The sequence below is a fragment of the Lentzea sp. HUAS12 genome, from assembly GCF_024125735.1.
Lineage (GTDB): Bacteria > Actinomycetota > Actinomycetes > Mycobacteriales > Pseudonocardiaceae > Lentzea > Lentzea albida.
The window spans coordinates 25,418-42,792 of record NZ_CP099738.1; the positions used below are offsets into that span (position 1 = coordinate 25,418).

General features: G+C 70.6%; 17 protein-coding genes. 10 read left to right on the forward strand and 7 right to left on the reverse strand.

Annotated elements, in window-relative coordinates:
* Entirely contained in the window at positions 1–1,557 is a 1,557-nt protein-coding gene (locus ND450_RS00110; RefSeq protein WP_253324120.1) for a penicillin-binding transpeptidase domain-containing protein, read from the reverse strand.
* Positions 1,558–1,630: 73 nt separating this feature from the next.
* Entirely contained in the window at positions 1,631–2,398 is a 768-nt protein-coding gene (locus ND450_RS00115) for an SIS domain-containing protein (protein ID WP_253324121.1), read from the reverse strand.
* Positions 2,399–2,466: 68 nt separating this feature from the next.
* Between ND450_RS00115 and ND450_RS00120 the strand changes: the two genes are divergently transcribed.
* Positions 2,467–2,649, forward strand: coding sequence for a hypothetical protein (locus ND450_RS00120; protein ID WP_253324122.1), 183 nt, complete (start codon positions 2,467–2,469; stop codon positions 2,647–2,649).
* 160 nt (positions 2,650–2,809) lie between these two features.
* On the opposite strand, the gene ND450_RS00125 is transcribed toward ND450_RS00120, so the two are convergent.
* On the reverse strand, positions 2,810–3,760 hold the full coding sequence (locus ND450_RS00125) for a helix-turn-helix domain-containing protein (RefSeq protein ID WP_253324123.1): 951 nt from the start codon (positions 3,758–3,760) through the stop codon (positions 2,810–2,812).
* Positions 3,761–3,984: 224 nt separating this feature from the next.
* Between ND450_RS00125 and ND450_RS00130 the strand changes: the two genes are divergently transcribed.
* Complete coding sequence (locus ND450_RS00130; RefSeq protein ID WP_253324124.1) at positions 3,985–4,593, forward strand: C39 family peptidase; 609 nt, start codon at positions 3,985–3,987, stop codon at positions 4,591–4,593.
* On the opposite strand, the gene ND450_RS00135 is transcribed toward ND450_RS00130, so the two are convergent.
* The 3 genes from ND450_RS00135 to ND450_RS00145 are packed head-to-tail and all read right to left on the reverse strand — an operon-like array spanning position 4,568 to position 6,862.
* A complete protein-coding gene (locus ND450_RS00135; RefSeq protein WP_253324125.1) occupies positions 4,568–5,155 on the reverse strand; it encodes an NTP transferase domain-containing protein in 588 nt (195 codons plus the stop codon). The two genes, ND450_RS00130 and ND450_RS00135, sit on opposite strands and share 26 nt — an antisense overlap.
* A gap of 10 nt (positions 5,156–5,165) precedes the next feature.
* Complete coding sequence (locus ND450_RS00140; protein ID WP_253324126.1) at positions 5,166–5,990, reverse strand: alpha/beta fold hydrolase; 825 nt, start codon at positions 5,988–5,990, stop codon at positions 5,166–5,168.
* An 11-nt stretch (positions 5,991–6,001) separates the two neighbouring features.
* Positions 6,002–6,862 (reverse strand): oxidoreductase, encoded by an 861-nt coding sequence (locus tag ND450_RS00145; RefSeq protein WP_253324127.1) that lies wholly within the window; start codon positions 6,860–6,862, stop codon positions 6,002–6,004.
* Positions 6,863–6,925: 63 nt separating this feature from the next.
* Here ND450_RS00145 and ND450_RS00150 point away from each other — a divergent pair, with 63 nt between their 5' ends.
* The 6 genes from ND450_RS00150 (at position 6,926) to shbA (ending at position 12,216) form a co-directional block, all read left to right on the forward strand.
* Positions 6,926–7,504: a TetR/AcrR family transcriptional regulator gene (locus tag ND450_RS00150; RefSeq protein ID WP_253324128.1), complete on the forward strand. Its 579-nt coding sequence runs from the start codon at positions 6,926–6,928 to the stop codon at positions 7,502–7,504.
* Positions 7,505–7,605: 101 nt separating this feature from the next.
* Positions 7,606–8,244 carry an alpha/beta hydrolase gene (locus ND450_RS00155; RefSeq protein WP_371927613.1) on the forward strand — a complete coding sequence of 213 codons (639 nt, stop codon included), beginning with the start codon at positions 7,606–7,608 and terminating at the stop codon, positions 8,242–8,244.
* Entirely contained in the window at positions 8,237–9,475 is a 1,239-nt protein-coding gene (locus ND450_RS00160; protein ID WP_253324130.1) for an NAD(P)/FAD-dependent oxidoreductase, read from the forward strand. The genes ND450_RS00155 and ND450_RS00160 overlap by 8 nt, the downstream gene beginning before the upstream one ends.
* On the forward strand, positions 9,472–10,152 hold the full coding sequence (locus ND450_RS00165; protein WP_253324131.1) for a DUF1365 domain-containing protein: 681 nt from the start codon (positions 9,472–9,474) through the stop codon (positions 10,150–10,152). Before ND450_RS00160 ends, ND450_RS00165 begins: the two co-directional genes overlap by 4 nt.
* A complete protein-coding gene (locus ND450_RS00170) occupies positions 10,149–11,375 on the forward strand; it encodes a cyclopropane-fatty-acyl-phospholipid synthase family protein (RefSeq protein ID WP_253324132.1) in 1,227 nt (408 codons plus the stop codon). Before ND450_RS00165 ends, ND450_RS00170 begins: the two co-directional genes overlap by 4 nt.
* A 145-nt stretch (positions 11,376–11,520) precedes the next feature.
* The gene (shbA, locus tag ND450_RS00175) at positions 11,521–12,216 is read left to right on the forward strand and encodes an RNA polymerase sigma factor ShbA (protein ID WP_245786168.1); all 696 of its coding nucleotides are present in this window, start codon (positions 11,521–11,523) and stop codon (positions 12,214–12,216) included.
* Here shbA and ND450_RS00180 read toward each other — a convergent pair.
* The gene (locus tag ND450_RS00180; protein ID WP_253324133.1) at positions 12,179–13,390 is read right to left on the reverse strand and encodes an MFS transporter; all 1,212 of its coding nucleotides are present in this window, start codon (positions 13,388–13,390) and stop codon (positions 12,179–12,181) included. The two genes, shbA and ND450_RS00180, sit on opposite strands and share 38 nt — an antisense overlap.
* A gap of 50 nt (positions 13,391–13,440) precedes the next feature.
* On the opposite strand from ND450_RS00180, the gene ND450_RS00185 reads away from it, so the two are divergent.
* Both ND450_RS00185 and ND450_RS00190 read left to right on the forward strand, forming a co-directional pair.
* Positions 13,441–14,481 (forward strand): carbohydrate kinase family protein, encoded by a 1,041-nt coding sequence (locus tag ND450_RS00185; RefSeq protein WP_253324134.1) that lies wholly within the window; start codon positions 13,441–13,443, stop codon positions 14,479–14,481.
* Positions 14,482–14,601: 120 nt separating this feature from the next.
* Complete coding sequence (locus ND450_RS00190; protein WP_253324135.1) at positions 14,602–16,695, forward strand: transglycosylase domain-containing protein; 2,094 nt, start codon at positions 14,602–14,604, stop codon at positions 16,693–16,695.
* Positions 16,696–17,375: the final 680 nt, after the last annotated feature.

Below are 17,375 nucleotides of genomic sequence, written 5' to 3' on the forward strand. Positions count from 1 at the left end.
TCACTTGAGGAACGCCGCCGTCGCGTTCAGCGCGCCGGCCGACGAACCGGCCTTCTCGACGACGACCGCGAACGCCACGTCGCCCTGGTAGCCGACGAACCAGCCGTGCTCGTCACCGCCGCCCGCCTCCGCGGTGCCGGTCTTGCCCGCGAGGCCCGGGATCGCGGCGAGCTGCTTGGCCGTTCCGGACGTGACCACCTCGCGCATCATCGCCCGCAGCGGCGCCAGCACCGCCGCGGGAGGGCCCGCCGCGACGTCGTTCGGCTCGGAGGGCCTGCCGCGCAACAGGGTCGGTGCCGGGGTCCTGCCCGAGACGACGGTGGCCGCCACCAGCGCCATGCCGAACGGGCTCGCCACCACGTTGCCCTGGCCGAAGCTGTTCTCCACCTGCTGGTCACCGGTGGCGGGCGGCACCTTGCCGGTGTTCGTCTCGGCGCCGGGGACCGTCCAGTCGGCGCCCAGGCCGAAGCGCTTCGCCATGTCCGGCAGGGCGTTCGGGGCGAGCTTGGAGCCCAGGTCGCCGAACGTCGTGTTGCAGGACAGAGCGAACGCCGTGTGGAACGGCAGGCTGGCGTGGCCGAAGCCCGCGTTGCTGATCGTGCGGGTGCCGATCGTGGCCTTGGCCGGGCACGGGACGGCGGTGCCGGACTGCACCAGGCCCGCGTTCATGGCCGCGGCCGCCGTCACGATCTTCATCGTCGAGCCGGGGGCGTAACGGCCGACGAACGGGTTGGTGCCGCTCAACGCCTTGTTCTGCGCCACGGCGAGGACCTCGCTGGTCGAGGCCTCGATCGCGACGATCGCCGCGCCCTGCGGCAGCGCGTCGACCGCCGCCTGGGCCGCCGCCTGACGGGCGGGGTCGATGGTGATGGTGATCTTCTCGCCGCCCTCCGCGGCCTTGCCGTCGAGCTTGGTGAACGCGCCGCCGGCGGTGATGCCGACCTCCCAGCCGTCGGTGCCCCTGGGGTCGCCGACCACGCCGGTGATCGTCTTGTAGAGGCCGTCCGGGATCGCGCCCTGCACGAACGGCTTGCCGTCGCGGCCGAGCAGCGCGCCGTCCGACAGCGCCTTGCGGTAGGTGAGGGAGGCGCCCTCCGTCAGCTGCGGGTGGATGAGCGCGGGGGTCCAGTGGACCTTCCAGGTGCCACCCGCGCGCGTCATCGGCACTTTGACGTCGTACTTCAGGACCGCCGAGCTCGGCATCGTCCACGTGACGGCCGCGGTGAGCTCGGTGGTGGTGACGTCGGCCGCCGGAGGTTCGGACCTCGCGAGGGTGGCCTGGTAGGCGGAGGAGCCCATGCCGGCCTTGCTGGCCTCGAGAGCCGCGGACGCCGCATCCGGCGCGTCGGTGAAACCGGCGGCGCCGGCGGGGCCCGAGAACGCCCTCGTCAGGAACGAGGTCGCGACCTGGGCCGGCGTTTCCGCCGGCTTGGCGGGTTCGTCGGCGACCACCGAGGTCGTGCCGCCTGACCACAGCAGAGCGCCCGCCACTGCGACGACGGCCGTCGTGACGAGCGCTCCGCTGATCAGGATCCATCTACGCGTCTTCTGTTCCACTGTTCCCCCAGGTACGTGCTTCCCCGCTGGGGACACTAGCGGCGCGACGCCGTGAGGAACTGAGGATTTCTACCTATCCGAGCTGCGGCACGCGGGTCTGGTAGTGGCGGAGCAGGTCGGCGTTGGCCGCGTCGCCGCCCTCCACGTTCGCGCTGCGCCACAGCGGCAGCTGCACGCCGGACTCGGCCGCCTTGTCGTGCAGGCGCACCATCAGCAGGTTCCACAGGAACGTCGTGGCCACCGTGGAGATCGCCGCCGTCACCGGGGCCTCCACCGGGTAGGTCGAGTCGCCGGGCGGCACCAGGTTGTCGAGGACGACGGTCGCGACCTCGGCCAGCGTGACACCCGCGCGGCGCGGGGCCTGCGCGCTGGACGCCACCGACGTGACGGCGACGACCGGGCAGCCCTTGCTCGCGGCCTCCTGGGCCAGCTCGACGGGGTAGTAGTTCACGCCCGAGGTCGAGAACACGAACAGCACGTCGTGCGGGGCGAGGCCGGACTCGCCGAGCACCTCGGCGGCGAGGCCGGAGCGGCGTTCGGCCGAGGTGCTGCTGATCGCGCCGTGCATCGGCAGCAGTTCGGGGTGGTAGATCGGACGGACGCAGGCCAGGCCACCGGCCCGGTAGAAGGTCTCGGCGACCGCTGCCAGCGAGTGCCCCGCGCCCGCGGTGAGGAGGATTCCGTCGGCCTGGACGGCGGCCAGCACGAGCTCGGCCACGTCGTCGAGCGCGGCCGCGTTGTGCTGCTCGACGCGCGTCAGGTGCGTGCGCACGAGGTTGCCGTAGTCGGACCCGGTCACGGTGTCGGTCGTCATGCCGGTCAGTACTACCCGATCACGCATGACCCCACCAGTAACCCGGGCACCACAAACCTCGATACGCGCGATGACGGCACTCGTGCGGGCAGGGGGTGGGTTGGATCAGGCGGTACTTCTACTTCTGGGTGGTGCTGGTCGCGGTCTTCACGGCGGCGGCGGCCACGAACATCGCGCTGGCGGTCACCTACTCCGAGCTCTGGCCGGTGTGGGTGGCGCTGGCGCTGCTCGTGGTCGCCGGCGGGTGCGCTCGGGCGGCCGTGCACACGAGACCTTAGGGCGTGTGTCGAGGTCCGATCCGCGACAGCCGGGCCCGAGGCGGCCCCTGGCGGCACGGCCGAAACGCCCACGTACAACACCGGTACGCGGCCGTCCCGGCCGCACCACCAGGAACCACCTCAAGCGCGACTCTCATCGAACCGGACCTCGACACACGCCCTAGTCGAGCAGTTCGACGCCCAGTGCCGACGCCGTGTGCAGCACCGAGTTGCGATGGCGCTGAGCCACGGCCAGGCCCGCGTCGCGCAGCACCGAGGCGTGGGCGCTGGCCGAGGCGGCGGAGATCCCCAGCCGGCGCGCCAGTTCCGTGGTCGTGCAGCCTCCGGCGATGACCTCCAGGGCGGCAGCGCGGGTGCGGCCGAGCAACGCCTCCAGCGGCCGTCTGCTCGCGCTGGTCACGTGCAGGTCGCGGGCGATCGGGTAGACGAGCACGGGCGCGCGGTTCTGGTCGCGGAGCATGATCGGCCGTTCCCAGCAGAAGTACGACGGCACGAGCACCAGCCCCTGGCCGCGCAGGTGGACGTCCCGCCGGGGGAAGCGCGACTCGATCGACAGCACCGGCGGCGCCCACGTGATCGTCGGGTGCAGGGACGCGAGCACGCCCTCGCAACCGTTGTCGAGGAAGGACCGCGCCCGCACCGCCCGGTCGGCGTCGACGACGGCGCGCACCTCGGACCAGATCGGGGCGAGCGCGTGGCGGTGGTAGGCGCGCAACGCCTCGCCGAGCGAGTCCAAAGTGGCCACGTCGCCGCACGCCAGCAGGTGCGTGCGCGGGTCGAGGCGTTGCTGGCTGCCCAGTTGTTCGAGATCGGCGCGCAACGACTCCACCGGCGTCGACAACACCGCGTCGATGCCCGCGTCCACCTCGCACGAGCCCGTGGTGGGCGTCAGGAAGTCCGGTGAGTAGCCGACGGGTGGCGCGAGCTGCATGAGCCAGCGGGCGTCGTCGCGCACCGTCGCCCGCGCTCCCGCCCGCCACGTGCCGAACACGGCCGCCGCCGACCGCTGCCGCAGCACGTGCAGGCTGAGCAGGATCTCCCACATCGGGTCCGGACCAGCGGCGACGCGCACCCTCGCCAGGTCCTCCGCCGTGAAGTGGACGTGCAGCACAGCAAGCAGGCTGGCACAGCGGACCGCGACCTGTACCGGATTCGAGACGACTCATCCGAAAGAGGCATATCGCCCACCCTGAGTGGCTGCGTGCGTCGCCGCGAGTGCGTCTACCTGGCTCTTTAGGTCCTGGCCGAATGTGGTGGCGACTCTTCGCGCTCCGCCGCCAAGCTTTCGTCCAGCGCCGATCAGGGGACGGCGCCACCACCAAGGGGGAAACAGCAGTGAAGCTCGCCAAGATCACCGGGGCGATCGCCGCCGCCGGTGTCGCCATGACCATCCTGACCGCGCCGGTCGCGCTCGCGTCGCCGGGGGAGACCGTCATCCCGGCCGCCGCCGAGCTCGGCGTCCAGGCGGAAGGCGTTCTGCCGCACGAGTTCCAGGTCCAGAAGACCGGCTACTGGTGCTCCGCGGCGGCCGCCCGCATCGCCTTGACCGCGCGGGGAAAGAAGGTCGAGCAGTCCACGCTCGCCTCGTTCATGAAGGTCACGACCAACGGCCTGCCCAACATCAAGAACCTCGAGAACGCCCTCGACCACTACACCGGCTCGACCTACTACCAGGTCAAGCAGTGGTCGACCGACGCACAGCTGAGGGAGAAGCTGAGGGCCGACGTCGTCTACAACGCCAACCGCGGCCACGCCGTCGTCATCAACGTGGTGAAGCTCAACGGCCGCAACTACTCCGGTGGCCACTACGCCACGATCGTCGGCTACCGCGCCGGTGGCGGCGAGTTCGCCGTGGCCGACCCCGCCTACACGGGTGGCGCGCTGCACTGGCTGAAGGCCGACAACGTGGCGAGCGGCATCAAGCTCCGCCGGTACGTGGCCTGATCCACGGCCCGAGGTCCTCGGGCCGGTCGATGTCCGCACCGTCCGCCACGTCGGCGCAGTCGACGAGGCGGACGGTGTTCGCCTTGAGGTAGTCCCGCGCGCCGTGATCGCCCGCCGCGGACGACATCACGCCCGCGAAGTGGTCCGACCCGATCAGCACGGGATGGCCGATCTCGCCGTCGTAGGTGGCTCTGGCCAGCGCTTTCGGCTCGGCGAGCGCCATCAGGCGGTGCAGCGCCGCGACGGTGACCCCGGGGGTGTCGACGGGGAGGACGACCACCGCGTCCGCGATGCCGGCCGCGTGCAGCCCGGTGCGCAGCGACGACCCCATGCCGGTGGCCCAGTCCGGGTTGTCGACGACGGTCACGCCTTCGAGAACGGCCTCGGCGCGCACTTGTGCGGCCTGCGCGCCGAGCACGACGACGACCGGGTCGCAGCCGGCGGCCCTGAGGAGCTCGGCGGCCGAGTCCACGAAGAGCTTGCCGTGCAACGGGACCAGGGCCTTGGGGGAGCCGAAGCGGCGGCCGGCCCCCGCGGCGAGCAGAAGACCGGCTACGCGCATGGGTTCGAATCTAGTTCAGGTTCTCCAGGATCAGCGAGGAGGCCGCTTCCGGGATCTCCTCGGGAATCCAGTGGCTGACGTCCTCGACCATCTCGAACCGGTAGGGCCCGGTGCACCACTTCTCGGTCTCGAACGCGGCCACCGACCCGAACGCGACGTCCTCGGTGCTCCACACGTACATGGTCTTGACGCTCACCTTGTCGGCGGCGCCGTGCGGCCTTCCGGCGCGGTACCAGTTCAGGGCGGCGGTCAGCGCGCCCGGCTCGCTCAGGCGCTGGACGTACTCCTCGACGTGCGAGGGCCGGACCCGCCACTCGAACATCTGCTTGAGGGCGTGGGCGTTGTTGTCGAGCATGCGCTTCTCGGTGCTGCGCTCGCGCCAGTCGAGCATGTACTGCGACCGCATCGCCTGGTCCTCGTCGGTCTGCAGCGCGGTCTTCAACGCACCGGGGTGCGGTGTGGAGAAGACGGTCAGCGTGCGGACGCGCTCGGGGTGCTCGATCGCCGTCCACCACGCCACCGCGCCGCCCCAGTCGTGCCCTACCAGGTCGAACGTGCCCCAGCCGAGCGCGTCGGCCATCGCGACCACGTCACCGACCAGGTGCGTGACGGTGTACTCGGAGGCCTGCTCCGGGCGCACGCCGGGGGAGTAGCCGCGCTGGTCGGGGGCGACGGCGCGGAAGCCGTTCACGCCGAGCACCGCCACCTGGTGCTCCCACTCGATGGCGGCCTCGGGGAAACCGTGCAGCAGCAGCACCGGGCGGCCGTCCTCGGGGCCGGACGCGATGGCGTCGAAGGAACCTGCCTCGGTCTCGATGCTGATGTGGTCGATCACGGGTGCGAACCCTACTGCGTGAGCTCGGCGGACACGTCCCACAGGCGGCGTGCCACCGCGGTGTCGCGCGCCCTCGCCGAACGGCCGACGAGCTTCGGTGCGCCACGTCCCTCCAGGAACCCGCCGGGACCGGCGTAGCTGTCGCCGGGAACGTCCTGCGTCGCCGCGAACAGCGTGGGGAGCGCGCCGGCGTCGTCGCTCTGCGCGAACGGGGCCACCGCCTTCTCCACGATCCGGGCGAGCGGCCTGCCCTCCGGCCGCATCAGGTTCGTGGCCGCGAGTCCGGGGTGCGCCGCCATCGCGATCACCGGGGAGCCCGCCCGCGCGAGCCTGCGCTGCAGTTCGGACGTGAAGAGCAGGTTGGCGAGCTTGGACTGCGCGTACGCGGCCATCGGCCGGTAGGACCTGCGTTCCCAGTTGAGGTCGTCGAAGTCGATCTCCCCGGCGCGGTGGCCGGTGGACGACACCGTGACGACCCGTTCCCGGATCCGCGGCAGGAGGAGGTTCGTGAGCGCGAAGTGGCCCAGGTGGTTGGTGCCGAACTGGAGCTCGAAGCCGTCGGCCGTGCGGGTCAGCGGCGGGACCATCACCCCGGCGTTGTTGACCAGCACGTCGACCGGTTCGGTGAGCTCCTCGGCGAACGAGCGGACCGAGGCGAGGTCGGCGAGGTCGAGCCGGCGGACCTCGACCTCGCCGGTCATCGTCGCGGCGGCCTCCGCGCCCTTGTCCGGGTTGCGCACGGCGAGCACGACACGGGCGCCTCGACGAGCGAACACGCGGGCGGCGGCGCGCCCGATCCCGCTGTTCGCGCCGGTCACGACGAAGGTGCGGCCGGTGAGGGAGGGCACGTCGGCGGCGGTGAATGTTGTCATGAGCTACAAAGTAGACACCGACAACAATGTAGTCAACGAAAACAACTCGCTATGATCCAGCCCGTGCCCGACGACCGGCCCTACCACCACGGCAACCTCCGCACCGCCCTGCTCGACGCGGCCGAGCGGGGCCTGCGCGAACGCGGCGCCGAGCAGCTCGCCCTGCGCGACCTGGCCAGGGAGATCGGCGTGAGCCACGCCGCCCCGCGCCGGCACTTCCCGAACCGCCAGGCGCTGCTCGACGCGCTGGCCGAGGACGGGTTCGCCCGGCTCGACGCCGTCCTGCGCGCCGCGCTCACGAGCGACGACACGGCGGAGCGGCTGCGGGCCGTCATGACCGCCTACGTCCGGTTCGCCACCGGCAACGCCGCGCTGGTCGAGCTGATGTACACGAGCAAGCACCGGCCGGGGGCGACCAGGATCGTCGCGGCGGCCGAGGGGCCGTTCGGGCTGATGCGGGAGCTGGTCCTGCGTGGACAGTCGGAGGGGTTGCTCCGGCCGGACGACCCCGACCGCCTGGGGCTGGTCATGTTCGCGACGCTGCAGGGGATCGCCCTCGTCATCAACAGCGCCCTCGCGGGACCGGAGCAGCTCGACGGACTCGTCGGCACGGCGATGAGGCAGTTCGTCCGCGAGGTGTGACCTGGCTCTCAACGGGCGAGCCGAAGGGCGTGGCCTCACGAACATCAAATGTGCACCCGCATGTAGACGTGGCGAAACCGCAGGACGGTACGAATGCCGTCGTGCTCGTTCTGCACGGCGGCCGCGAACACGGCCAGCAACCCGTCAAGCGCCTCAACCTCGCGTATCTGAGGATGGTGCCGCTGGCCCGCGCCCTGCGCGCGCCCGGCGTCGAGGTCTGGAACCTCCGCTACCGGGTCCGCGGCTGGAACGCGCCGAGTCTCGACCCCGTCAAGGACGCGCGGTGGGCGCTCGACAGGATCGCCGAGCTGCATCCGGGCGCACCGGTCGTCCTCGTCGGCCACTCCATGGGCGGGCGGACTGCGTTACGCGTGGCGGGCCATCCGAGCGTGGTCGCGGTGTGCGCGCTCGCGCCGTGGCTCGTGCCTGGAGAGCCCTATGAACAGCTCCGCGGCAAGGCGCTGCTGATCGCGCACGGTGACCAGGAGCGGATGACCGACCCCGCGAAGTCGCTCGCGTTCGCGCGGCAGGCCAAGACCGTGACGGACCGGGTGGCGCGGTTCAGCGTCGTCGGTGACGGGCACGCGATGCTCAAGAGGGCCGGGGACTGGACGCGGCTGGTCGTCTCCTTCGTCCACGGTGAGCTGGGGCTCGAACCGGTCGCGCCCGACATCGCGAATGCCATGCGGGAGGCCTCACCGCGAGGCCTCGACGTGCCGTTGGGAGGCTCGCGTGGCTGAGGTCGCCGTCGTCGGAGCAGGGGTTGCCGGGCTCACGGCGGCTTATGTGTTGCAACGCAAGCACGACGTCACGCTGTTCGAGGCCGACGACCGGCTCGGCGGTCACGCGCACACGCACGACCTGGACGGCGTGCACGTCGACAGCGGGTTCATCGTCCACAACGAACGGACGTACCCGAACCTGATCAAGCTCTTCCGCGAGCTCGGCGTGTCCACTCAGGACTCCGAGATGTCGATGAGCGTCCGCTGCGACGGCTGCGGCCTCGAGTACGCGGGCGCGAAGAAGCTGCCAGGGCTCTTCGCCCGCCGCGAGAACGCCGTCAACCTCAACTACCTGCGGATGCTCAGCGAGGTCACGCGGTTCTACCGGCACGCCCAGCGCGTCCTCGCCCACGAGGAGGCGCACGACGTCACGCTCGGCGCGTTCCTGGCGATCGGCGGGTACAGCCGGTACTTCGTCGACCACTTCATCATCCCGCTGGTCAGCGCCGTGTGGTCGTCCGGCGCGGCGCTCAGCATGAAGTACCCGGCCTGGTACCTGTTCGAGTTCCTGTCGAACCACGGGATGCTCACCATCGGCGGCACCCCGCAGTGGAAGACGGTCGTCGGCGGCTCGCGCAACTACGTGGACCGCGCGGTGAAGGGCCTCAAGGCCGTCCACGTCGGCACGCCCGTCCGGGCCGTCACGCGCACCGGCGGCCGCGTCGAGATCCGCGACGAGGACAACGTGCTGCACACCGCGGACCACGTCGTCATCGCCACGCACCCGGACCAGGCGCTAGGGCTGCTCGCCGACCCGACGGGCGAGGAGAAGGACGTGCTCGGCGCGTTCCAGTACTCGCGCAACGAGACCTGGCTGCACACCGACGCGTCGATCCTCCCGCGCACGCCCGGAGCGCGGGCCTCGTGGAACCTCTACAAGCGCGCCTGCCGCGAGACGGGCGGCGAGGTGCTCGTCAGCTACCACATGAACCGGCTGATGCGCCTCGACGAGCCGCGCGACTTCGTCGTCACGCTCAACCCGCACGACGTGAACCCGGACAGCGTGCTCGCGAAGATGGTCTACGAGCACCCGATCTACACGCCGGACTCCGTTGCGGCGCAACGACGTCTGCCCGCGCTGAACACCGGCTCGACCGCTTACGCCGGTGCCTACCACGGCTGGGGCTTCCACGAGGACGGCTGCGCCTCCGGGGTGAGAGCGGCCAGGCACTTCGGGGTCGAGTGGTGATCTACGACGTCCTCATCACGCACTCGCGCCGCGAACTGATCGACAGGGCGTTCAGCCACCGCGCCTACATGTGGCTGGTCGACCTCGACGGACTGCCGCGGCTGCCGCTGTGGGCGCGGCCGTTCGCGAAGTTCGAGGCACGCGACCACCTCGGATCGCCCGACAGGACGATCCGGCAGAACCTGGACGAGTGGCTGGCCGAGCGCGGCATCGACCTCGGCGGCGGCCAGGTCCTGATGCTCGCCAACGCGCGCGTGCTCGGCTACGTCTTCAATCCGCTGTCCGTGTACTGGTGCCACGACGCGTCCGGAGAGCTCGTGTGCGTCGTCGCGGAGGTCCACAACACCTACGGCGGACGGCACTGCTATCTGCTGCGCACCGACGACAAGGGCCGTGCGTCGGTCGACAAGGAGTTCTACGTCTCCCCGTTCCTCGAGGTCGACGGCCACTACGTGATGAAGCTGCCGAAGCCGGGGGACCAGCTGTCCGTGACGATCGCGTTGCGGCAGAACGGCAAGACCACCTTCAGCGCCACCATGAAGGGCACGCGCAGCTCCGGGCTGCGCATGCTGTTCCGGCGGCCGCTGATGCCCCAGCGCGTGTCCGCGCTGATCAGGCGTCATGGAATCGCGCTCTACCTGAGGCGCGTACCGATCATCCCCAGGAGTGATGGATGAGCACGTTGTCGTTGCCACTACCCGGCCAGGGCATTTGGCCGGGGCTCTTCGACGCGCCGCGGTCGCCGATGCGCGCCCGCATCGCTGAGTCGTTGTTCCGCAACGCCGTGCGCTCGCTGCCGGTGACCGTCCGGTTCCCGGACGGCAGGGAGTGGGGCGCCGGCGGCCCGGTCATGCACCTGGTGCGGCCCGCGGAGTTCTTCCACCGGCTCGGCGCCGACGCCAAGATCGGCTTCGGCGAGGCCTACATGGTCGGCGACTGGACGTCCGACGAGCTCGCGGACGTGCTCGCGGCGTTCGCGGCCCGCCTCTCGACCCTGATCCCGCCCGGCCTGCAGCGGATGCGGCGGTGGGCCGAGCGGCGGCAGACCGAGGTCAACGACGTCGCGGGCTCCCGGCAGAACATCCACCGCCACTACGACCTGTCGAACGAGCTGTTCGGCGTGTTCCTCGACGAGACGATGACGTACTCGTCGGCGTTGTTCGAGGGCTCCGACACCGACCTGCACAGCGCCCAGCTGCGCAAGATCGACGGCGTGCTCGACTACGCGGGCGTGCGCTCGGGCTCACGCGTGCTGGAGATCGGCACCGGCTGGGGCGCGCTCGCCATCCGGGCCGCCCAGCGGGGCGCCACCGTCACGTCGCTGACCATCTCCGCAGAACAGCGGAAGCTGGCGTTGGACCGGGTGAGGGACGCCGGTCTCCACGATCGGGTGACGGTCGAGCTGCGCGACTACCGTGAGGAGCACGGCCGGTACGACGCCGTCGTCAGCGTCGAGATGATCGAGGCCGTCGGCGCCGAGTACTGGCCCGAGTACTTCTCGATGCTCGACCGCGTGCTCGCCCCCGGCGGCCGCGTCGGACTGCAGGCGATCACGATGCCGCACGACCGCATGATCGCGAGCAAGGCCAGCTACACCTGGATCCACAAGTACATCTTCCCCGGCGGGCTCATCCCGTCGGTCCGGTCGATCGAGGAGTCGGTGCGCGACCACACCCGGCTGGAGATCGTCGAGTCGCGGTCGTTCGGCCTCGACTACGCCGAGACGCTCAAGCGCTGGCGCGACACGTTCCTCACCCGTTGGGACGAGGTGGCGGACCTGGGCTTCGACGACACGTTCCGCCGGATGTGGGAGTTCTACCTCGCCTACTCGGAGGCCGGTTTCCGCGTCGGATACCTCGGCGTCCAGCAGTTCGGCATGGCCGAAAGACTGGGCCGTTAGGACCACGTTCTACCCCAAAAGGGTGCTGGTGGTCCCACCCGACTGGACTTCGTGGTCCTCTTGGAAGCAGCCGGTATCAAACGGCACGCTGCGGTCTCTTCTTCAGTGGAACCCCAGTGTCGCTGTAGTGGAGGAGGTCGCCGGGATGGTCATGCCCACAGCCGTGCGGACCGGTGGTGGTGTCGCGGTACTCGTTCCCACTGAGGACACGGGGGCGTGGAACTCGCCAACGGTGCCCATGCGCCGTCGGGTGCGCCAGGCACCGGTCTCCAACCAGTGGCTCGCCGAAGCCGAGTTCTCCGACCTCGTCGACGCCGCTCTTGACGGAGACAGACGGGCGGTCGAGCACCTGCTCGGCCGCATCCAGCCGCTGATCGTGCGCTACTGCCGCGCACGGGTCGGCGGCCGCGAGCGCACGCTCGTCTCGGCCGAGGACATCGCGCAGGAGGTCTGCGTGGCCGTCCTCGGCGCCCTGTCGAAGTACCGCTACGAACCGGGCTCGTTCCTGGCGTTCGTCTACGGCATCGCCGCGCACAAGGTCGCCGACGCCCGCCGCCGCGCCGTCCGCAACCGCGCGGAGGTCGTCCCGGAGCTGCCCGACTGCCCCTCGCTGGAGGCGGGCCCGGAGCAGCACGCCGTCAACGGCGAGATGATGGCCCAGGTCACGCGCCTGCTGCACAAGCTGCCGGCCCGCCAGCGCGAGATCCTCGTGCTGCGGGTGGCCGTGGGCCTGTCCGCCGAGGAGGTCGCGCTGGCCGTCTCGTCGACGCCGGGAGCCGTGCGGGTGGCACAGCACCGCGCCCTCACCCGGATGCGGGAGATGATCGCCGAGGAGGGCTGACGCTGAGGTCGGTGAACGCCGCCACCAGCGCTGTGACGAGGATCAACGCACCGAAGACCGCCAACGCCACCGCCCCGCCGACCACCCCGGCCAGGAACCCGCCGAGCGCCGGGGCGAGCGGGGTCAGGACGCGCGCGGCCAGCGTCGAGACCGCGTCCAGGCGGCCCATCATGTCCTCGGGCACCAGCTGCGAGTGCAGCGCGGACACCGAGACGTTGATCAACGGCGTGACCGTGGCGGTGACGGCCAGCGGCACGAACGGCCAGAAGACGCCGAACGGGAGCACCATCGCGAGGTTGCAGGCGCCGAACACGACCAGCACCACGACCATCAGCCTGCCGGGCGCGAGAGCGACCCTCGGCGACACCAGCGAACCGATGATCCCGCCGACCCCGATGCCTGCGATCACCACGCCCGTGTCGAGGCCGGAGCCACCGCGTTCCGCGACGAGGGCGAGCACCGGCAGCATCGAGGCACCGCCGAGCAGGTTCAGCACGAGGAAGACGACCGTCAGGTTCCGCAGCCCGGTCTGGCGCCACAGCCAGCGGCCCGCGTCCTTCAGGTCGTGCCGCATCCGCCGGCGCGGCTTCGGCTCGCCGCGCGCCGGGATCTTCGCGAACCACGCGCACACGGCGGCCAGGGCGAACGTGATCGCGTCGACCACGAACGGGACCGCCCGGCCGGCGGCGATCAGCAGCGCGCCGAGGGGCGGTCCGGCGACCCGTGCCGCGTGGCCGCGGGCCTCCTCCTGGGCGTAGGCGGTCCTGAGCTGCTCCTCGGGGACGACGGCCTGGATCGCGGCGGTGCGCGCCGGACCCGCGAACGCCGTGCAGACGCCGTCGACGACGGCCAGCACCACGAAGACCACCACCTGGACGTGCCCGGTGAACACGGCGGCGGCCAGCGCGGCGGCCGAGAGGGCCTGGACGGTCTGGCTCCAGACCAGCGTCCTCCCGCGGTCCCAGCGGTCCACCCACACGCCCGCGGGCATGAGGGCCAGCAGCAGCGCCGCCGCCCGCGCGCCCGCGATCACGCCGGGCAGGAAGTAGGACCCGGTGAGCGCCACGACCAGCAGCGGCATCGCCAGCGTCGTGATCGTGGTGCCGAGTTGCGACGCGGTGCCCCCGAGCCACAGCAGCTGGAACTGGACGTTTTTCCTGAGCGGAACCCCCATGCACGTTGTTTTAACGCATGGTTGTCGGTGCCGGGTGGCAAGGTCTACGCATGGCTGATCCCACGGCTGCCCCCGACTTCGACGTGCTGCTGACCGGCACGGTCTTCCTCGACATCATCTTCACCGGCCTGCCCCGCCCGCCGGAGCCGGGCACCGAGGTGTGGTCAGAAGGCCTCGGGTCGTGTCCCGGCGGGATCGCCAACCTCGCCGTGGCGCTGCGTCGCCTCGAGCTGAAGACCGCGCTGGCGGCGGCGTTCGGCGAGGACGCGTACGGCGACTTCTGCTGGGACGTGCTCGCGGACCAGGAGGGCGTCGACCTCTCCTACTGCCGCCGCTTCTACGGGTGGCACTCGCCGGTGACCGTGAGCATGGCGATGGAGAGTGACCGCAGCATGGTCACGCACGGGCACAAGGCCCCCGTCGTCGCCGACGACCTCTTCTCACCACCGCCGTCCGCACGGGCGTGCTTCGTGCACATCCAGGCCGAGGACGAGCAGTGGGTGCGCACGGCGAAGCAGAACGGCGCGAAGCTCTTCGCCGACATCGGCTGGGACCGCACCGGCGCGTGGTCGCCGGAGCTGCTGCGCCGGCTCGACGGTTATGACGTGTTCCTCCCGAACCACGTGGAGGCGCAGGGCTACACGCGCACCGACACCCCGGAGGCCGCCGCCCGCAAACTCGCCGAGCACGTCCCCGTGGTGGTCGTCACACGCGGCGGCGCGGGGGCGGTCGCCGTCGACAGCGCCACCGGCGAGTGCGTGGAGGTGCCGGGGCTGAACGTCGCGCAACTCGACGCGACAGGTGCCGGTGACGTGTTTGGCGCGGGGTTCGTGATGGGCACTCTGGCCGGGTGGCCGCTCGAACACCGGGTGCGGTTCGCGAACCTGTGCGCCGCCCTGTCCGTGCAGCACTTCGGTGGCTCCCTGTCGGCGCCCGGCTGGGGAGACATCGCGGTCTGGTGGCGGACGGTGAGCAGGCGGCCCGACGAGGAGCTGTCGCGCTACGGGTTCCTCGACGACCTGCTGCCCGACCACGCGGGCGTCGAGGTCCGCAGGGCCAGTCCGACGATCGGCCTCCGACTACTCCGGTAGGTTGGAAACAGTCGATCAGCGGACGCAACCTCACGGGCCTCCCGCGCGACTTAGTACGTAGAGACTTTCTGGGGTTTGTTCGGAAGGAGTTGCGGTTTGTTCGCCGCACGCGCGTCAGGCTTGGTCAAGTTGATGGGGTTGTGCCTGACGGCGGGCGTCCTCCTCGCAGCGATGGTGTTCCCGTTCGTCGGAGGTCTCGGGCTCGCGTCCAACCGCGCGGCCGACACGGTCGACCAGACGTCGGGTGACCTCGCGAAGGGTGAGCTGCCGCTCGTCACCACCATCCAGGACCGCAACGGCGAGCCCATCGCCTACCTGTACGACCAGTACCGCATCCCGTTGGAGTCCAAGGACATCGCGGACACCATGAAGGGCGCGATCCTCGCGATCGAGGACAAGCGGTTCTTCGAGCACCAGGGCGTCGACTGGCAGGGCATCGCCCGTGCCGCCGCCAAGGCCGGTGTGGACGGTGGGGCGACGCAGGGCGCGTCGACGCTCACCCAGCAGTACGTGAAGAACTACATGGCGTTCGTGCTCGGCGCGGACAACGAGCAGGAGGCCTGGGAGAAGGCCACCGAGGCGACGATCGGCCGCAAGATGCGCGAGGCGCGGGTCGCGTTGCAGCTCGAGCAGCAGATGAGCAAGGACGAGATCCTCACCGGCTACCTCAACATCGTGCCGCTGGGCAACCAGACCTACGGCGTCGGCGCGGCCGCGAAGGCGTACTTCAACACGACCGCGGACAAGCTGACGGTCTCGCAGGCCGCGCTGCTCGCCGCGATCGCGAACCGCCCGTCGTCTCTGAACCCCGGCGCCTCCCCGGAGAAGGCGCTGGAGCGTCGCAACATCGTCATCGACAAGATGCGCGAGAACGGCGCGTTCGGCGCGGACGAGACCGAGGCGAAGAAGAAGGCCGAGGAGTACAAGGCCGAGCCGCTGGGCATCGTCGAGGACCTGCAGATCCTGCCCAAGGGCTGCGTCGGCGCCGGTGACGGCCCGATCTACGGCTTCTTCTGCTCCTACCTGCTCGACTACCTGCGCGAAGCCGGCGTCACGAACAAGGAGCTGCAGCGCGGCGGCCTGACGATCAAGACCACGCTCGACCAGAAGGCCACGAAGGCGGCCAAGGAGTCGGCCGAGCAGCAGGTGCCGAAGACGCAGAACGGCATCGCGAACGTCATGTCCGTCGTCGAGCCCGGCACCGACAAGCACCGCGTGCGCGCCCTCGTCGCCTCCCGCGACTTCGGCAACAAGGCCGAGCTCGGCCAGGTCGCCCGCCCCGTGCCCGCCGAGGTGCTGCCGTTCGGCCCCGGCTCGGTGAACAAGATCTTCACCGCGGCCGCGGCGCTCGAGCGCAACATCACCGGCATCGACAAGACCATCGACGTGCCGGACGTCTACTTCTCGAAGGTCTACCCCAACGGCGGCGCGCCGTGGAAGGTGCAGAACTCGGGCAAGTACGCGGACAAGATGTCGCTCACCCAGGCCCTCGCGATGTCGCCGAACACCGGCTTCATCATCCTGCAGGAGAAGGCGGGCCTGAACAACGTCGTCGACATGGCCTACCGCCTCGGCATGCGCGAGACGCTGCAGGGCGTCAACCGCGGCGGCGAGCCCCTGAACTCCGACAAGTCGAACGGCCCGTCCCAGGGCGACTGGACGAAGCAGAACAACGCGGGCTCCTACACCCTTGGCCCCGGCGCCACGAGCGTCCTGGAGCTGGCGAACGTCGCCGCCACCATCGTCTCGAAGGGCACCTGGTGCCCGCCGACCCCGGTGGAGCAGGTCCTCGACCGCTACGGCAAGCCGATCCCGCTGAAGGAGAAGCCCTGCGAGGAGGCGATCAACCCCGACCTGGCCGCCTCCCTGGCCCAGGGCATGTCGCACGACACGAACGGCTCCGGCACCGCCGCCACGGCAGCGTCCGCCTCGGGCTGGAACCGCCCCACCATCGGCAAGACGGGCACGACCGAAGAGCACAAGTCGGTGGCCTTCCTGGCCGCGACGCCGCAGTTCGCGGGCGCCGTCATGACCTACGCCGACGGCAACAACCCGCAGGTCATCTGCGCGAGCCCGATCAGGCTCTGCCCCGGTAGCTCGCAGGGCGTCTTCGGTGGCCAGGTGGCCGCACCGACGTGGTTCAACGCCATGAAGGTGATCCACGAGGGCCTGCCGGTGGCTCCGCTGCCGCCGGCGGCAGCTCGGTACAAGTAGTCACGCAGCTCGGCCCAGGGCCGTCGGACGCCAGGTGCATCCGGCGGCCCTTTGTCGTGGGTGGGGAGTGGGAGCAGCGGGAAGGGTGCAGCGGGGAAGAGGGGCAGCGGGAGGCGCGGAGAGAGAGGCGAGCCGCACTGGAGGAGGGGCTGGAGATGCGGCAGGGGGCGGGGCACACAGCTGAGACGGCGGTTGAAGCCGGCGGCAGGGTTGGTGGAGCAGGAGCGCGGCAGGGGTGTGGCGCAGCACGGATGAGGCCGTCCAGGCCAGGCGTGAGGCGGTTGAGGCCGAAGGCGAGCGACCCCACCACTCAACGCAATGGCGAAGCCGAGGCGTCACCTAGCCTCCCCCGAGCAAGCGGCGGTGACCCGGCCCAATCGCGATCGTCGCGAAGCGGCGATGACCGGCACCGGCTCGACAACGCCCCAACGCGCTCAATCGAGCCGAACGCGCCCAAACGACGCCGCCACGCGAAGTAGCCACCCGGCGACCCGCTCTCCCCACTCCCGCCAAGGCAAACCTTTCACGATAAAGCGACTGACCAGTACAAACACCAAGCAGCGGATTGGTTCAAAGCGCCTTGACCATGCCCTAAACCAACCGATTACCCAAAGTGACCAGCAGTGGGCCTAATCACCTGAACCCCCACTTCGCTTGCCTGCGCCGGTCACGCGAGGTTA